We start from the raw sequence: 18,081 nt of genomic DNA on the forward strand, positions 1-18,081 counted from the left end.
CTTTTTATAACTTTTTATAACCTAGCTGCGCTGCAGGTGCGCACTAACTCCACTGAGCACCTCGTGATCCAAGGTTTCGTTGCTCACGATAGAGAATTCGGTGGCTAATACTTCGCCAGCGATAAAGTCGCGGTGGCGTTGAGCCCATTCCACCTTCTCACCTGGCACCGACAGCACCACGCTGATGCGATCGGATACCTCAAAGCCACTATTCTTTCTGGCGTCTTGAAGACCGCGCACAATATCAGCGGCCCATCCCTCGGCTTCAAGGTCCTCCGAGAGCGTCGTATCCAATACCACCAGTCCACCGACGCCCTCGATGGCTGCCGTCGAGGCTGGATCGGCGGCGACGAGCCGCTCGCTAAATTCTGCTGGTTGCAATTCGATGCCGTCGGCAAGCAGGGTTCCGGTCTCTAGAATTTCGTAGTTACCAGCCTTCACAGCCTTAATCACCCGTTGTACGTCCCTGCCGAGGCGAGGACCAGCTACCTTGGCATTCACGACGGCCTCGAAGCGGCCCACAGAATCAACATTCGAAGTTAGCTCTACATTTTTTACATTCACTTCGTCGCGAATGATCGAAGTAAATTCCGCCAGCCGTTCTGCCTCAGGAAGAGCCACCGTGAGCTTCGACAGCGGTAATCGATTACGTAGCTTATGAGCCTTTCGCACAGAGGAGCTCGCCGAGCATACCCCGCGGATATCATCCATGGCGCCGACCAAGTTCTCATTGGCCGCAAAATCTTTGGCCCGAGGATAGTCCGTTAAGTGCACAGAGCGACCTCCGGTTAAGGCCCTCCAGATAACCTCCGAGATCATGGGCAGTAGTGGCGCGGTTAGACGGGTGAGCGTCTCAAGCACGGTGTAGAGGGTGTTGAAGGCCTCGGGGTGCTCTTCGTCGCCCGCCCAGAAACGCTCACGGGAGCGACGCACATACCAGTTCGTCAATGCATCACAGAACCAACGCACCTCATCACAGGCCCGTGCTACGTCGGTTGCATCGAGCGCTGTGGTGATGTTATGCACCAAATCGTGCAGCTTAGCCAGAATATAGCGGTCGAGGACGTCCTCGGAATCTAGGGACCACTGGGCCGGCTTCGAGGAATAGAGTTGGAGGAAAGTATAAGCATTCCACATGGGCAGCAAAGCTTGGCGTACACCTTCGCGAATGCCTTGCTCGGTGACAATAAGGTTGCCGCCACGCAGGATCGGTGAAGACATGAGGAACCAGCGCATAGCGTCGGACCCATCTCGATCGAAAACCTCATTGACATTCGGGTAATTGCCCTTGGACTTGCTCATCTTCAGACCGTCGTCGCCGAGTACGATGCCGTGAGCAACTACCTTCTTATACGCTGGGCGGTCGAAGAGAGCCGTAGCCAGAACGTGCATAGTGTAGAACCAGCCACGTGATTGCCCCGAGTATTCCACAATGAAATCTGCTGGTGCGTGGGTGTCGAACCACTCTTTGTTCTCAAAGGGATAATGCTTCTGCGCAAATTGCATCGATCCAGATTCAAACCAGCAGTCAAGAACCTCCGGAACGCGCCGCATCATCGACTCCCCTGTCGGATCATCGGGATTCGGACGCACGAGCTCATCAATATACGGGCGGTGAAGGGAGGTCGGCCGCACTCCGAAATCGCGCTCAAGTTCATCAAGGGAGCCGTAGACGTCTATGCGTGGATAGTTTTCATCGTCGGAGACCCACACTGGGATAGGCGATCCCCAGTAACGGTTGCGGGAGATATTCCAGTCGCGCGCACCTTCAAGCCATTTGCCGAATTGGCCGTCGCGAATATGCGCAGGCATCCATTCGATCTGCTCATGGTTGAGTTCCACCATGCGATCGCGGACTTTAGTGACCGCCACGAACCAGGACGGCAAAGCCATGTAGATCAGCGGCTCACCGGAGCGCCACGAGTGCGGATAGGAGTGCTCAATAGTTTGATGGCGCACCACCCGTTGCGCTTTTTTAAGATCTTTGATGATCTCCTTGTTGGCATCAAAGACTAGTAAACCCTCATATTCAGGAACGAGGCTGGTGAATTTTCCATCCATATCCACCGGAATCACCACATCGATTCCATGGGCCTGGCAGGCGATCATATCATCTTCACCGAAGGCCGGAGCTTGGTGTACGATGCCGGTGCCGTCTTCGGTTGTGACATAGTCAGCGCCGATGATCTGGAAGGCATGCGGGTGGTCAAGGAAATAATTGAAAACCGGCTCATAGGTCAGTCCGATCAAGTCGGTACCGGGGTGAACTGAGATAATCTCAAAGTCCCCAAGCTCAGCCGCGTAGGAGTCCACGAGGGCTCGGGCTAGTAGGAAATCTTGACCCACAAAATCCGCTGCTCCCGATGGGCCCACCTTGACGCGCACATATTCAACGTCGGGGTTGACCGCAAGTGCCAAGTTGGAGGGCAGGGTCCACGGCGTGGTGGTCCAGGCAATCGCAGCCGCTCCAACAAGATCGGGATTAGCACTACTTCCCTTTCGGAACCCAGTGATCGGCAGGGTAACCGTTAATGTGGGATCTTGGCGCATCTTATAGGAATCGTCGAGACGCGTTTCCTGATTAGATAAAGGAGTATGCTCGGCCCAGGAATAGGGCAGTACCCTAAAGCCCTGGTAGATCAAGCCCTTGTCGTAGAGAGCCTTAAAAGCCCACATGACCGATTCCATAAAGCCGAGATCCATGGTCTTATACCCATTGGCAAAATCCACCCAGCGGGCTTGTCGGGTTACATAGTCCTTCCACTCTTCGGTATAACGAAGAACCGAGGTGGCGCAGAACTTATTGAATTTTTCCAGGCCCATCGACTCGATCTCGCCCTTGTCCTTGATGCCCAGCTGCTTCTCAGCTTCCAGCTCTGCGGGCAGTCCGTGGCAGTCCCAACCGAACACACGGCTGACAAGATTGCCCTGCATGGTGCGATAACGAGGGATAATATCTTTGACGTAGCCTGTCAGAAGATGCCCGTAGTGAGGCAAGCCATTCGCGAAGGGCGGACCGTCATAAAAGACGTATTCCTCCTGCCCCTCTCGCTGGTCGATAGAAGCTTGGAAGGTGGAATCTTCCTTCCAGTATTTCAGTACTGCCTCTTCCATATCGGGGAATCTGGTTGACCCCCCTGTCATATCGACCTTGGGATAAACTTTGCCGAATTCGGACATTCAACGCTCCTTCAAGAAAAACTTGTGGGTTCCACCAGATGCAGGGACGCTAGTGTCGCGCGGTACCACCCTGCTTGAATGCCATCAGCATTCCGCTTCGTTTTTCTTGCTGCGAGGATATGACGGTCCCACCCGCTCAGTTCTACTGAGAGGAAACGCACTTCGGTGCGGTTTTCTCCGTTCTTCCGAGAAGCTCCCCCGGTGATAGCCGAGATCGTTGCCTATAGTGAGATAAATTATAGCGCGTCCTGACAAAAAAAGACCAGTTCCCACCACGAGGTGGAAACTGGCCATTAAGCTAACCGAACTACTCAGCTGGCTTAGCGGAGGTTCGGGACTCCAGCTCAGCAAGCTGCGACTCAAGGAGGGTCTTCAGGCGGGTACGGTATTCGCGCTCGAAGGTGCGCAGCTCAGCAATGCGGTTTTCCAGAGCATTCTGCTGCTGCTTGATGGTAGCCATGGTCTCGGTGTGCTTACGCTCTGCGTCAGCTTGGAGAGCATTAGCCTTGTCCTCAGCGGCCTTAATTTGTGCATCTGCCTGAGCTTGGGCCTCGGATAGAGCTTGGTAGGACTTGGTTTTCGCTTCCTCAAGGAGACGCTCGGCGGTGATATGAGCGTCGTGGACCTGCTTTTCGGAGCGCTCGCGAGCGTCATCCAAAGTAGCCTTAGCGGAAGCCTCAGCTTCGGCTACTTGTTTCTCAGCCGCGGAGCGAGCGTCGTCAAGAAGCGACTTGGACTCGGTCTTTGCCTCGTAGGTCAAGCGGTCCGCCATCTCCTGAGCCATACCAAGTACGCGGGCTGCTTGCATATGGGTATCGGCGGAGGCTGCCTCTCCGCTTGGAGCTGCGATGGTAGCAGGTGCGGATTTCTGGGCGGCAGCAAGTTCGTCCTTTGCGGACTGAGCCTCAGTCTGAGCCTTGCGCACAGCCGACTCTAGTTCGACGAGTTTCTTTTCGTATTCGGCCTTGAGCTGGTTTTCCACCTCGGCTCTTATAGCTGTCTCGTTAGCTCCACTTGGTACAGCCTGAGGAACGATACCCGATTGCAAGTCGGCGATTTGTTTACGCAGATCGTCGTTCTCGTCTTGAATCTCGGCGAGGGTATCCTCAACCAGATCCAAGAACTGATCGACCTCGTCCTCGTTGTAGCCACGCTTACCAATCGGCGGCTTGCTGAATGCGACATTATGCACATCGGCTGGAGTCAGCGGCATGGAAATTTCCCTTCGAGATTCAATCTATTTCGACGTGCTCTGTCGCTCGCCGAACTTACATTTCTTACCTAGAATAACCCACTAAAGTCGCTAAAGGTAATGAAGACACGACTAATTAAAAGTGGACTCCCGTTTATATTAGCCCCTTATTTTGATATGCGCACCAATTTCTATAAGTAAATTGCAGGTTATTACCCCATTGCTTGTGCACTCCCGTGCCTGCCCAACGGTGACTTATGATGAGCGATTACCAAGAAAAAACCCTCCCAGCGCCTCAACGAAAGTCAAGACTAGGAGGGGGATTTGCGAACCTTCACATACTGTTTAGAGCAAAACCGCTATTAAAACCTTGGAAAACGAGAGGGCGAAGAAAAGGATAAGGATGGAAACGTCGAGCGATACGCCACCGAGTGGGAGCGGAGGAACCACTCGTCTGAGCGCCTTGACTGGCGGATCAGTGACCACGAAGGCAGCCTCCGAGAGCCGGTTGAACCAGCTAGGCGCACTGTAGTTTCGAGAGAATGTCACAATCATCTCAACCAGGATGCGCGCGATAAGGACGAAGAGATAAAGTTCGATCGCCCACAACAGGATAATTTTGATAGTTTCCACGGAGAACTTCGGGCCCTTTCACAGATAAACAGGACAAAAAAAGTCCTTGTCTCGGTACACTAGTTAGCCTAGTGCACCGTGACAAGGTTTAAAAAGATGACTTCCACCATCGAGCGCCGAAATTAGTGGATATGTGCAGCCTTCTTCAACTGCTCGCTGTCAAGATCGCAGTGCTCAGGGATAACAGCGAAAATACGGTTCTCTAGCTTAACCATTCGACCACGCAACGCATAGCAAAGACCTGCGGCGAAATCGACAATTCCTTTGGCTTCCTTGGCATCCAAGGCCGCGAGGTCGAATACGACGGCATCCCCGTCACGGAAGGGCTCACCGATCTTCACGGCATCATTATTGCGGTAGATTTTCACGGAAACTACCGACGCTTCGACACGGGTACGAGTGGCATAGTGATCCTCGCGCTCACGAGCGTAGCTTGGGGTCCGATCATAGCTTTGAGGCTCCTCGAAATAGGCATCCTCAGAGTCATATGGGAAGGAGTCGGGGTCAGCGCCGAAGAAGAATTCTTTGGTGGATTTAAACAAGGACATAGTGGGAACCTTTCGGGTGTGTGCGCCGCGATCTCTCGAGCGCTACTGCGGTGGTGGAAGTATTGTCAAGTACTCAGATTATCGGGTAACAGTGCTGGACATGGAGACAAACACGCCCAATTGTGCGCCTCTATTAACTAGTGATATAAATAACACCCGCCTGACGTCCGGTATTCCCGTCCCGACGATAAGAAAAGAATTGTTGATCACTGATGGTGCATCGGTGATCACAGTCAATCGAGCGTACTCCGAGAGCGTATAACTGGTTTATGATCCCCGCACGCAGGTCCAGGCCCGGGGTCTGTTTAAGAGTTGTTGTACGCGCACCGCTAAGATGTCGTTCCACGTCGGCAGCCATAGCCTCCGGCACCTCATAGAAGTCGCCCGAGGCCGCAGGGCCTATGAGGGCATGCATCCGAGACGGAATTGCTCCAAGTTCTACCATGCGCTCGACAGTACGGCGAACAATGCCATTTCGAGCCCCCATGCGCCCGGCGTGTACCGCGGCCACGAGCGGAGCCTGCGGATCACTCAGGAGAACGGGAACACAATCAGCCACGAGAACACACATACCCAGCTTCGGTGTCGCGGTTATGAGAGCGTCCGTTGCCGGCACAGGTTGGTCTGTTGGATATTCGACAACGGTGATATTGGGTGAGTGGATCTGCTCCATCCACACCAAATTTTGTTCGTCGAGCCCGACTAATCGCGCGAGCCGCGCTCGGTTCGCGCGCACGTTGTCCTCATGGTCACCCACGTGATCTCCGAGGTTGAAGGAATCATAGGGGCTTGGGGAAACGCCTCCACGCCTGGACGTGAAGAACTGGCGCACAGGGCGCGCAGGGAAATCGGGGCCCTGAGGCCCCTCAGGCTTGGGCATATGATCTAGTAACGCATGAAGTCGGGGATGTCGAGATCGTCGTCATCCTCGGGGCGCTTTGGGGTCGGTTCGCTTATACGCGATGTAAATAAACCCCCTTTGCCACTGGAGGTATCCGAGGAGAATTCGTAGCGTCGATGGCGCGCATCATAGCTCTCTTGACTTTCACCGCTTTCACCCGAGCCCATAATCCCAGACGTGGGTGATGGTTCTGGGGTAGGTGATGCAGCCATGGCAGGCTGAGAGTCGGTGGAATTGTTGTCCCCGGTGTTATCGAAACCAGCCGCAATGACGGTTACCCGAACTTCGTCTCCCAGGTTGTCATCGAAGATGGTGCCGAAGATCAGGTTGACGTCTTCGTCGGCCTTTTCTTGAACCATCGACGCCGCCATATTCACTTCCATAAGTCCCAGATCAGATCCGCCTGCCACTGAAATCAGCACACCCTTAGCGCCTTCCATGGTGGATTCGAGCAGCGGGGAGTTAATCGCTTGCTGGGCGGCTTCCATCACACGGTTCTCACCGCTGGCTGAGCCCACGCCCATTAAGGCGGTTCCCGCATTAGCCATCACGGTTTTGACATCATTGAAGTCAAGGTTGATAACGCCTGGAGTAGTGATGAGCTTGGTGATGCCCTGGACGCCGTTGTGGAGCACTTGGTCAGCGGCGCGGAAGGCTTCCATCATGGAGAGGTTCTCGTCTCCCAATTCGAGGAGTCGATCATTAGGGATCACGATGAGGGTATCGCAGACCTCAGCTAGCTTCTCAATACCTTCGATGGCCTGCTTGGTGCGGCGGCGACCTTCGAATTTAAAGGGGCGGGTCACCACACCCACTGTCAGAGCTCCCTGCTTGCGCGCAATAGAGGCGACCACTGGGGCGGCACCGGTTCCGGTTCCCCCACCCTCACCAGCGGTTACGAAGACCATATCGGCACCCTCGAGGGTTTCTTCGATTTCTTTTTTGTGATCTTCTGCAGATTGGCGTCCAACTTCAGGATTAGCTCCGGCGCCAAGGCCTCGGGTGGCCTCGCGTCCGATATCGAGCTTGACGTCCGCATCGGTGAACATCAGTGCCTGCGAATCGGTATTCACGGCGATAAATTCAACACCCTTCAGACCTTCTTCGATCATGCGGTTGACTGCATTGACGCCACCGCCGCCAACACCAACGACCTTCATTACGGCGATGTAGTTATCTGGGGAAGTCATAAAGAAGACTCGCCTTTCTGGAAATTCTTGTGCTCGTATTAATCTAGCTGTCACCCTTTCGGGCTGTGGTCAACCAGAAAGCGTGAAGGTTTGTAGCTTCTATCTTCGCGGACGAACCCAAAAATTCTTGGTACATTTTCGTGGCGTGTCGATACCCTCAACCTAAACTTTAGAGTTTTGACATGCGATTTTAGCGTTGCGGCTCGATATTTCTAAGGGACGACAGAAACGATCGGCGCACCTGAGATATCAATGGTTTGCTCGGGTCGAGTCACCGCTACCGACAAAGCGATTGCTTTATCATGACTATTCTCATTGCTACCCCAAAAAACCCGCTTTCCATCCTTAAGAAGGAGTGCCATACTGCTTGCCGACGGTGCTTGGATCTCCGCAATCGCCGACCGCTCCGCAACGCCAATACTCTCGATTACCCCCAGGATATCGCGGTAGCCCTGGTCATCGGTCACCCCTGTCACTGCAATGAGCCCCTCGGGGTGCGGTTCGACGACAAAGACCCGCCCTTGACGGTCGATGAGGTGATCCCCGTCCTCTTTAGCTTCGTACATCACTGGCTCGTGCTCAACGATTTCGATTGCCACGGTGCTCGGAAGCTGGGTTTTTACTGTGGCCGTCAGTACCCACGGCAAGGCAACGAGATCCTGAGCAATATCCTGGGTATCTACTCGCACCGTATTCGTACCGATCAGCGGATCGGTGACGTTCTGGATATCTTCGGCGTGGGTGTGCTGGCTACCTTGGGAGATAATCTCCTTAACCGTAAATACGGGGAAGAAAAAGGCGATGGCGAAGAGAATGAGGCATATTGACCCTATGCCTACCAAGGTCAGTGATATCTTTTTCGCCATCATCAGATAAATCGATCCTTTCCAGGTCCTAGGCACCGGTGGTTAGCTCGTGTAAAAGGGACGCTCCCAACATGGTCACGCTTCCTGCCCCCATCGTGATCACCAGGTCGCCTGGTTGCAACTGTGGCGCGATAGTGGCTGCGGCTGCGGAAAAATCTGGCACAAAGCTAGCTGGGATAGTCATAGCCGAGGTGATAATCTGTGAGTCCACTCCCTCTACAGCTTCCTCGCGGGCGCCATAAATATCCAAGACATAGGCACGATCTGCAAGCGATAAGGCGCTGGCGAATTCCGAGGAAAATTCTAGAGTACGGGAATATAAGTGGGGTTGAAACACAGCAACCAAGCGTCCGTGGCCTCGAGCGGCTATTCTCTCTCGTGCGGCTTGCAGCACGGCCGCAACTTCCGTGGGGTGATGGGCATAATCGTCGTAGAGATCAATATCGTTGGCACTACCACGGTATTCAAAACGACGGCGCACCCCACCGAAGGCAGAAATTCCGCGAACCAAAGCAGCGAAGTCCCCTCCAGCGGCCACACCTGCGGTCACGGCGGCCGCAGCATTTAGCACCATGTGCTGGCCTGGAATGCTCAGGCTGATAGGCATCGACCGCTCCCCCATCTTCAGCACGGCGGTGGTGTTATCGGTGCCGGTGCTCATCGATTCAACGATCGTATGAGCAATGTCGGGATGCTGTGCGGCTGCCTCTGGTGTGCCATATCCCCATACCACCGTGAAGTCCTTAAAGTCCTCTCCCAACTGTGCGGCAGCTGGATCATCGAGGCAGACAATCAACGTACCTCCGGAATCTATTCTCTCCGCGAAATCGTAAAATACCTGCATATACGCATCATTGGAGCCGTAATAGTCGAGGTGATCGGGCTCCATATTGGTTACTACCGCAATATCGGGGCTATACCGCAACAGCGACGCATCCGATTCATCCGCCTCAGCTATGAAGAACTGGCTGAGACCGTGATGGGCATTCTTGCCTGAATCGCTGAGTTGCCCACCGATCGCATAGCTGGGATCCATGTCCGCGTGGTGCATCGCTACGACGGCCATCGAGGTGGTCGAGGTTTTGCCATGGGTTCCGGCGATGAGGATTTGCGTTTTATCGGCCATCAATTCTCCCAGGAGATCGGAGCGCCGAATCACTGGAATACCAAGTGAGTTGGCGTGCGATAATTCTGGATTATCTGGTGGGATCGCGGCGAATGAGGTGACAACCACAGTAGGGAGCTGACCTGAGAGGGTGAGGTTGTCAGCGGCGTGTCCGACAGCGATATGAGCGCCCAAGGTACGCAAATCACCAAGAGCCGGAGATTCTTTGATGTCCGATCCAGATACCACAAGCCCCCGTTCAAGAAGGATACTGGCAAGCCCTGACATACCGGCGCCTCCAATTCCCACTAGGTGAACTCGGGACAAATCATGTGAGGTGACCATGCTATCTTCCAATTCTTTAACTATGACTATGATCGAGCAACGATATCGGCCACGATATCGGCGATCGTATGGCTGGCATTACCCACCCCAGAGATCTTTGCGGCCTCACGCATGCGCTGCAGTGCATCGGGGTCACGCAGCAATGCGTCCACCGTATCGACCAGGCGGTTGGATAGTTCGTGATCTGCAATAATGCGGGCAGCACCTGCATCAACCACGGCTCGCGCATTAAGCCCTTGCTCTCCGTTGCCATGAGGAAGCGGTACATAGAGCGCGGGGACTCCTGCGGCGGTAATTTCTGCCACCGTCATAGCTCCAGAGCGGCACACGATGAGATCTGCAACCTGGTAGGCAGCCGCCATATCTTCGATATAAGGCACGCTCACCAGGTGTTCCCGAGCAGTGGGAGCGGGATTATTGGGCCCGTGTGCCAAGAGGATCTGATATCCGCGAGCGATAAGCTCATCGGCGTGCTGTTCAATGGCATCATTGAGCGACTTCGCCCCCTGAGAGCCACCGGTGACGAGTAAAGTATGGCGCGTTTCATCGAGGTTCCACAGCGACTGTCCACGCTCACGAGCCGCACGAATATCACTATCACTACCAAGTGATGAGCGAATAGGGATACCGACCACACGCCCGGGCATCCCAGAGCCTTCGACGGCGTTCAACCCTAGGCCACCAATTTTTTGGCCCAGTTTATTGGCTAGGCCAGCCCGTGCATTTGCTTCATGAACCACAAAGGGCAGACCTAGACTGCGCGCCGCTAAATATGCAGGCGCTGCTACATACCCCCCGAATCCCACCACTACATCAATGTCATTATCAGTGAGGATACGACGAGTCTGCCGAATGGTATCCAGGAGCCTGAATGGGAGATTCATCAGGTCTTTATTCACCCGGCGCGGTACGGGTACCGGCGGAATCATGCGCAGCTCGAAGCCGCGTGCCGGTATGAGGTTCTTCTCTAATCCTTTGGGACTACCTAAGGCTATGACGTTATAACCGCGGCTTTTTAACTCCCCCGCCACTGCGAGTGCCGGTTCGATATGCCCGGCGGTGCCACCGCCAGCGACGAGGATATTCACTGTCTTTGTAGTCATAATTGTTCTCAGTTTAGTCTCCATCGCATCGAACCGCTGGTATGCGCTCCGAGGTTGATCTGAAATGGCTTTTGCTCAGAACTATGAGCGGGGATATTCTCGGCGCGGTGATCGCCTGAGCGAGTTCCCGTTCATGTGACGGCGCCCACGAGCCTGTCGCGGTTGAGTTGGCTGTGGCGGAGTCCGACGCTGATTGCGCGCAGGTAGCTGCCGCGTTATTGGTGTGTGGCTTGCCCTTGTTCCCGTCCGAGGGCGTGCAGCGCCTGGGCGGTCGAGGCCCTCAAGGTGGGGTTCAGGGAGCAACAATACCCGGTCGATCCAGGGCCGGCCATTTGCCTGCATCGCTGAGATTGCATCGCTTTCATGACGCGCCGCGCTCGCAACGAGGCCCATGGCGCCCAGAGTAATGATCGCCGAGGTTCCACCCGATGAAATCATAGGCAATTGGATACCCGTCACGGGGAGCAGGGCCACTACGTAGGCGATATTAATGAAGGCTTGGAGCACGACAGCCATGACAAGTGTGGAGGACAGGAGGCTGAGATAAGGGCTGGAAGATTTCTGAGCGATACGCAGCCCGATATAGCCCAACCAAGCGAATAAGGAAATGAGAAGAACTCCACCGATCAGCCCGATCTCTTCACCAACTATGGCGAAGATGAAGTCATTATGAGCCTCTGGGAGGTAGAACCACTTAGCACGTGATTGCCCGATTCCTACTCCCGTGATCCCTCCTTCTGCTATGGAGAGTAGACCTTGATAGGACTGGAAGGATGAATGGGTAGAGTCCTCAAATTTGCCCCAGAAGATATTGAGAAATACCGTAATGCGGTCTTTTCTGAATTGGGTAGAAAACAGCGAGAGTCCGATGACTCCGATGACCAACAGCATCCCCATGGCACCAAGGAAACGGATGTCCACACCCACGAGGAATAGCAAAACCACAACGACGAGCATGAAGCTGATTGCCATCCCAAGGTCGTGCTCGGCGACGATGAGCATCGCCATCACTGCGGATACCACGAGGTACTGGACTAGCGGTTCGTGCATAGAGGTCATCCGCAATTTTTTTCCGGCTAGTTTATCGGCGCCCCACATAACAATGGCAACGCGAGCGATTTCCGAAGGCTGAATGGTCAGCGGCCCTAGGGTTATCCATGACTGCGAGCCCGTTTCCGCTAATCCCGTTCCGACCTGGGGAATGAGGACGAGGATGAGTAGCAAGATGGAAACGGCGAGAATAGCTGAGCTGAGTCGCCTTACTACCTGAGGGCGGATCTTTAAGGCTGCCCACAGGGCTACAAAGCCGAGGGACACCATGGTGAGCTGGTGCAGCGGTAGAGTCCACACGCTATTAGCTTCTCGTTCGGATTTTGCCACGGCCGCACTTGAGACCATGATGAGGCCTATGGTGGCAAGTAGCGCCACCGTTATTAAAATATTGACATAGTCGAAATAGGGTCGTGCGCTATTGTCTTTTAGCCTCATCGTGAGCTGGTGCCAGAGGCCTGGGCGCGCTGTGGACTTCGCTGTCATGGTCTGAACCCTCTTCTCATTGGTGATGCTCTGCTAGGTACTTCTTTGCCGCTTGGCTAAAGATATCCCCTCGCTGGCCCATTCCGGTGTACATATCTAGGCTTGCAGCGGCGGGCGCCAAAATCAGGCTATCGCCGGCGCAGGCTCTGTCACTTAACCAGGCGACAGCGTCGTCCATCGCGATAACGGGATCTTTTTCTGCAATGGAATAGACCTCTATATCAGGCCTATGATGTGCCACAGCACGGGCGATGGTCTCACGATCGACACCAAGAAGTGCTACGGCCTTTAATTGAGCTGCATATTTCTTAACCAAGCCGTCAATATCGGCGCCCTTAAGTTGTCCACCGGCAACCCATAAGATGGAATCGTGACCGGCGAGGGCGGCGTCTGCGGCGTGAGGATTGGTTGCTTTTGAATTATCGATCGCTTGGATGCCTCGCTCGTAAGCGATGACCTGGCCGCGGTGGCCAGCGCTTTGAAAATTCTTTAGAGCGCGAGCGATGGCTTGGGGCTCAACGCCCACAGCGCGTGCAGCGGCGGTGGCAGCTAAAGCATCGTAAAGTCCGGCAGGTCCCGGTGGCTGAATCCCCGCTATGGGAGCGATATACTCTTCTTCGGCAAAAGCTCGGTCACAAATCTTAGAATTACGCACACCTATTTGACCTTTGCGGGGCTCCTCCGCCGTAAAGGTTACGGTAGCCTTGGAGATGAAGGGACGACTAGCGACGTCATCGGCGCCCGCGATCGCGTGCTCTGCGGTGAGAATTTTGGCTTTATCCTCACAATAGGCCTGCATGGAGCCATGCCAATCGAGGTGATCTTCAGCAAGATTGAGCAATACACCCACATGGGGTCTCAGGTCCTCAGCCCAGTGCAGTTGGAAACTCGATAATTCGGCGACCACAATATCGACTCGCTCGCTCGCCTCCAGGGCCTCCGCGATTGATACCCCGATATTGCCCACCGCTTGGGCCTTGGCCCCTGACTCTCGCATCATTGCAGCGAGCATGGAGGTCGTGGTGGTTTTCCCATTAGTTCCTGTGACTGCCATCCATGTGCGAGGAGGTCCAAAGAAGCCAGCCTGATCAAGGCGGAAGCACAACTCCACATCGCCTATGACTGTGACACCGCGCTGAGCGGCAGCGTCAAAAAGTGGAGTGTCAGGGCGCCACCCTGGTGACGTTACTATGAGGGCGGTATCCGCTAGTGCGTGGTGCGCCCGTTCGGGAGTAATACCTGGGACTCCGGTGAGCTCCAGGGCGATGGCGAGTGCGGTCTCATTGGCGTCTACAAGGGTTACGTCATGGCCTTGGTTGCTGAGCAGGCGTGCCATAGCGGTACCAGATACGCCGGCTCCGGTTACGAGAATTGGTCCAGTGATATTCATTTAGTTGACTCCGTAGGAGAGAGATTCGCTGAAGAAAATCGCTAGCCCTACTCCGACGCTGAGCAGAGTGAAGGCCCAGAAGCCCCACACCACATGGATTTCGCGCCAGCCCCCTTTTTCGAAGTGATGGTGCAGCGGGGACATTCTGAAGAATCGCTTCCCCGTGGTGCGGAAAACTGCGACCTGAATGATGACGGAGATGGTTTCGAGAACGCAGATCAAAGCGATGATGATGCCCAGTAATTCGGTGCGGCTCATAACCGAAAGTGCGATCACCATGCCGCCGAGCGCCATGGATCCGGTATCGCCCATGAAGATTCGGGCAGGGTTGCGGTTCCACCACAAGAAGCCGAGGCTCGCCCCAATGCCGCTGGCGGCGATGATGGCTAGATCGAGGGGGTCTCGTACGTCATAACAGCCGGGTACGGCTGCGACACTACAGGAGTTTTGATATTGCCAAAAGGTGATGACGGCATAAGCTGAGAAGACGAGCACTGAGATGCCCGCCGCTAACCCGTCCAAGCCATCGGTCAAATTCACTGCATTCGACCATGCGGCCACCACCAAGTAGATGAAGGGCACAAAAATGATCATGCCCAAGCCCCCACCGAAGGCAAGATCGATGGTGTCTATATCACGCACAAAACTGAGATGAGTGCTTCCGGGACTAAGCCCATCCTCATTAGGGAACAAAACGATGGCGATCCCGAAGCAGATTCCGATGACAGCTTGGATCACTAATTTTTGTGTCTTCGTTAAACCTAGATTGCGCTGACGAAAGATTTTAATATAGTCATCGGCAAAACCCAGTCCCCCGAGCGCAAGGACTAAGGCGAGGGCGATGATGCCACTGGCACTCGGACCGCCATGACCGTTCAGAGCCCCGTAGACCGTGGCGAAAGCATAGGCGAGTACGATGGATACCACAATGGCAAGGCCACCCATTGTGGGCGTACCCCTCTTTGTTTGGTGGGACTCTGGACCTTCCTCCCGGATCTCTTGGCCGATCCCTGAGGCCCTAAATTTGCTTGTTAAGACCCCGGTCAGGCTCATAGCGATGATAAAACTACTAAGCGCGGCAATAATAATCTGGGTCATGGGTTATGTACTTTCCTGGTTATCTTTTATCGTTATGCGGTTATGAGGAAGCAGCCTATCTGCTACCTCCCAGAGGCCCAATGCATGTGAAGCCTTAATAAATACCACGTCGGACTCGTGGCAGATATCTTCGACTCGTGCTGCCGCGGCGTCCGGGGTCATTTCTTGGTAACTTTCTACTCCCCGGGTGAGGGCATGAGAATAGATTGTTGCCGCAGCTGGGTCTTGACCTACCGCTATGACGATATCGATCCCCTGATTGACGGCGTAGTCGATAATCTCGCGGTGGGCGGCAAGTGCTTCATCGCCTAGTTCCCCCATGGCCCCGAGCACTGCGATTACCCGATGAGTGCGCATTGTTATAGCTGCATCGATACCTGAGCGCATAGATTCCGGGTTGGCGTTGTAGCTATCGTTGATGACCACTAGGTTATCCGTTGGGCGAATATTGACATCCATACGGTTAGCTGATGTCCCTTGGTGAGAATTTAGTCCCGCGACGATATCTGCAAAGGCGATTCCCGCTCCCACGGCCGCAGCCGCGGCGGCAAGAGCATTAGAAACCTGATGAGCACCGAAAATATTGAGGTGGATAACCGCGTTTTCGCCACCGTAGTGCAACGTGAACCGGGCCCGTGAGAGCTTATCAAGGCTGATATCACTGGCCCACAGATCGGCCGGCTTTTTCGTGGAGAAGGTGAGAATCCGCGCGGATGTCCTTTGGCGCATCTGCATGACTAAGGGGTCGTCCGCGTTGAGCACGGCTACCCCTTGAGGGTCGAGAGCTTCGACCAACTCTCCTTTGGCGCGAGCAATAATTTCTTTCGACCCAAATTCCCCCATATGGGCGCTTCCTATATTGAGCACCACTCCAATCTGTGGAGGTGCGATCTGAGCTAGGTGAGCGATGTGTCCGAGTCCGCGCGCACTAAGTTCTGCGACAAGATACCGGGTGCTTTCGGTGCAGCGTAAGGCGGTATAGGGGTGGCCAATTTCGTTATTAAAGGAGCCCGGTGGCGCGACGGTTTCTCCCGCGAGTCGCGCAATACTGGCGATGATATCTTTGGTACTTGTTTTGCCGGCCGAGCCAGTAACGCCGATCACGGTGAGTTGGTCAAGACGGGTGATCAGGTGGTGAGCAAGTGTGGCTAAAGCGGCGAGCACACTGCTTACCGAACCGTCCTGGTCGTGCTCTGTGGCATATGAATTGCTATCTGCGGGGCCGATATGCGGGACAACGACCGTGGGTACGCCCGTAGGCCGCAAGCCCATGACGGCCTGGGCTCCCCGCTTCCGTGCTTGTTGTGCGAAGTCATGGCCATCTACGCGGGCTCCTGGTATTGCTAGAAAAAGATCGCCTGGTTTGATTGCCCGCGAATCAAATTCCACTGACCCATCCACGATTTCGGAGCCGGTGGCGTCCACGACAATTCCGCCCACGGCGGTGGCGATCTCATTTAAGCTCATGGCGATCATTTGCGGGATCTCTTTTCCATGGCCAGGGCTAGTTCTTCCCTATCGTCAAAGTGGTGATTGACTCCGTTGACCAGCTGTCCTACTTCATGCCCTTTTCCAGCGATAATGATCGAGTCACCAGGCTGAGCCCAATTCACTGCGTATTCTATTGCGTTTCTGCGATCCCCGATTTCTATGACGTCACCGCTCTCCTTTTCTTCCCGTGCCCCAGTGAGCATGGCCTGTCGGATCTGTGCTGGATCCTCCGAGCGCGGATTGTCATCGGTGACCACCAAAAGATCGCTAAGCCCTGCAGCTATCTGACCCATTACTGCCCGCTTAGATTCATCGCGGTCCCCGCCGCAGCCAAGAACAATGCCCACACGACCCTGAGTTTGTGCTCTCACGGTCTCTAATATGGCCTGTACTGCTGCTGGTTTGTGCGCATAATCAACCACAGCCAGAAAATCTTGACCACCGTCGATACGTTCCATGCGTCCGGGCACCCCGACGGTAGCTAAGCCCTTGACTGCCGCTGATATATCGAGTCCGAGACTATCGACGAGGGCTAGGGCGAGGCCCGCATTCGCGCTATTAAAACGCCCTGGCATAGGAAGGACAACTGGTACCGAATTAAAGCTAAACTCCTGAGATCCCGCCTTGGCACTGCGAATGCCGGTGACCTCATAGTGAGTGCTCTGGCTCGTATAATTGTCCACAGTCCTTAAAGCACGGGCTAGCGAACCCGCTCTGAGCAGCATTTTCTTTCCCCATTCATCGTCGGTGTTGATAACGGCTCGAGATGCGTGGATGGCTGATTGGGGATCGAATAAAAGGGCCTTAGCCTCGAAGTACTCTTCCATGGAGCGGTGGAAATCAAGGTGGTCTTGAGAAAGGTTAGTAAACCCTGCGAGATCAAAATGAACCCCATTGACACGCCCTAGCATAAGAGCGTGGGAGGATACCTCCATAACCACGTGGGTCACACCGCTATCGAGCATTTGGTGGAAAAGGGCTTGCAGAGTTGGGGCCTCTGGGGTGGTAAGTGAGGTAGGCACCTTCACGCCATTAATCCTCGTGCCCGTGGTGCCAATAATGCCAACCTTTTTCCCCGCTGCCATGAGACAAGCCTCTAATAGGTAGCTTGTGGTGGTCTTTCCAGATGTGCCGGTGATACCAATAACGGTTAAATCAGCAGAAGGGTCGGAAAATATATAACTGGCGACGGGGCCGAGAATGGAACGAATATCCTCCACCACTAAAATGGGGCGCTGTTCTCCTTCATCTTCAAGGATGAGCAATCCTTTGCGATCGGTGAGAATAGCTGCTGCCGCGGTGGAGCCTGCAAACTGGGCGCCGTGGACACGGGTGCCTGGTAAAGCGGCAAAGATTTCACCTTCCTGCACCGACGCCGAGTCGAGGCTAATGCCAGTGATCCCTCCCCGTGCTGCGTCTGCGTTCACCAGAGTCGCACCTGCAATGTCGGCAAGAATCGATAGGGTGATTCCTTGCTGCTGATTCTGCACTGTCACTAACCTT

Annotated in this window: 14 protein-coding genes; all 14 read right to left on the reverse strand. The window is 54.6% G+C overall.

Annotation, left to right across the window (positions count from 1 at the left end; all coding sequences use genetic code 11):
- Window positions 1-21: 21 nt before the first annotated feature.
- The 14 genes from ileS to NXS13_RS02080 all read right to left on the reverse strand — a co-directional run bounded on the left by ileS (window position 22) and on the right by NXS13_RS02080 (window position 18,068).
- Complete coding sequence (ileS, locus tag NXS13_RS02015; RefSeq protein WP_259289270.1) at window positions 22-3,180, reverse strand: isoleucine--tRNA ligase; 3,159 nt, start codon at window positions 3,178-3,180, stop codon at window positions 22-24.
- Window positions 3,181-3,487: 307 nt separating this feature from the next.
- On the reverse strand, window positions 3,488-4,393 hold the full coding sequence (locus NXS13_RS02020) for a DivIVA domain-containing protein (protein WP_259076135.1): 906 nt from the start codon (window positions 4,391-4,393) through the stop codon (window positions 3,488-3,490).
- A gap of 324 nt (window positions 4,394-4,717) precedes the next feature.
- Complete coding sequence (locus NXS13_RS02025) at window positions 4,718-5,005, reverse strand: YggT family protein (RefSeq protein ID WP_259076133.1); 288 nt, start codon at window positions 5,003-5,005, stop codon at window positions 4,718-4,720.
- Between the two features lie 122 nt (window positions 5,006-5,127).
- Window positions 5,128-5,553 (reverse strand): cell division protein SepF, encoded by a 426-nt coding sequence (locus NXS13_RS02030; protein ID WP_259076131.1) that lies wholly within the window; start codon window positions 5,551-5,553, stop codon window positions 5,128-5,130.
- A gap of 133 nt (window positions 5,554-5,686) precedes the next feature.
- A complete protein-coding gene (gene pgeF / locus NXS13_RS02035) occupies window positions 5,687-6,433 on the reverse strand; it encodes a peptidoglycan editing factor PgeF (protein ID WP_259076130.1) in 747 nt (248 codons plus the stop codon).
- Window positions 6,434-6,438: 5 nt separating this feature from the next.
- On the reverse strand, window positions 6,439-7,644 hold the full coding sequence (ftsZ, locus tag NXS13_RS02040; RefSeq protein WP_259076128.1) for a cell division protein FtsZ: 1,206 nt from the start codon (window positions 7,642-7,644) through the stop codon (window positions 6,439-6,441).
- Between the two features lie 212 nt (window positions 7,645-7,856).
- On the reverse strand, window positions 7,857-8,513 hold the full coding sequence (locus NXS13_RS02045; RefSeq protein ID WP_259076126.1) for a cell division protein FtsQ/DivIB: 657 nt from the start codon (window positions 8,511-8,513) through the stop codon (window positions 7,857-7,859).
- A 25-nt stretch (window positions 8,514-8,538) separates the two neighbouring features.
- Window positions 8,539-9,960, reverse strand: coding sequence for a UDP-N-acetylmuramate--L-alanine ligase (gene murC, locus NXS13_RS02050; RefSeq protein WP_259157633.1), 1,422 nt, complete (start codon window positions 9,958-9,960; stop codon window positions 8,539-8,541).
- A gap of 26 nt (window positions 9,961-9,986) precedes the next feature.
- Window positions 9,987-11,063 carry an undecaprenyldiphospho-muramoylpentapeptide beta-N-acetylglucosaminyltransferase gene (gene murG, locus NXS13_RS02055; RefSeq protein ID WP_259157632.1) on the reverse strand — a complete coding sequence of 359 codons (1,077 nt, stop codon included), beginning with the start codon at window positions 11,061-11,063 and terminating at the stop codon, window positions 9,987-9,989.
- 81 nt (window positions 11,064-11,144) lie between these two features.
- Window positions 11,145-12,599 carry a putative peptidoglycan glycosyltransferase FtsW gene (locus NXS13_RS02060; RefSeq protein WP_259157631.1) on the reverse strand — a complete coding sequence of 485 codons (1,455 nt, stop codon included), beginning with the start codon at window positions 12,597-12,599 and terminating at the stop codon, window positions 11,145-11,147.
- Between the two features lie 16 nt (window positions 12,600-12,615).
- Window positions 12,616-13,989: a UDP-N-acetylmuramoyl-L-alanine--D-glutamate ligase gene (gene murD, locus NXS13_RS02065; protein WP_259157630.1), complete on the reverse strand. Its 1,374-nt coding sequence runs from the start codon at window positions 13,987-13,989 to the stop codon at window positions 12,616-12,618.
- Window positions 13,990-15,087: a phospho-N-acetylmuramoyl-pentapeptide-transferase gene (gene mraY, locus NXS13_RS02070; protein WP_259076093.1), complete on the reverse strand. Its 1,098-nt coding sequence runs from the start codon at window positions 15,085-15,087 to the stop codon at window positions 13,990-13,992. It abuts the gene before it with no gap.
- 3 nt (window positions 15,088-15,090) lie between these two features.
- On the reverse strand, window positions 15,091-16,563 hold the full coding sequence (murF, locus tag NXS13_RS02075) for a UDP-N-acetylmuramoyl-tripeptide--D-alanyl-D-alanine ligase (RefSeq protein WP_259157629.1): 1,473 nt from the start codon (window positions 16,561-16,563) through the stop codon (window positions 15,091-15,093).
- Complete coding sequence (locus NXS13_RS02080) at window positions 16,560-18,068, reverse strand: UDP-N-acetylmuramoyl-L-alanyl-D-glutamate--2,6-diaminopimelate ligase (RefSeq protein WP_259289287.1); 1,509 nt, start codon at window positions 18,066-18,068, stop codon at window positions 16,560-16,562. Before NXS13_RS02080 ends, murF begins: the two co-directional genes overlap by 4 nt.
- Between the last annotated feature and the right edge of the window lie 13 nt (window positions 18,069-18,081).

This window comes from Corynebacterium sp. ES2730-CONJ, assembly GCF_024834055.1.
Taxonomy (GTDB): domain Bacteria; phylum Actinomycetota; class Actinomycetes; order Mycobacteriales; family Mycobacteriaceae; genus Corynebacterium.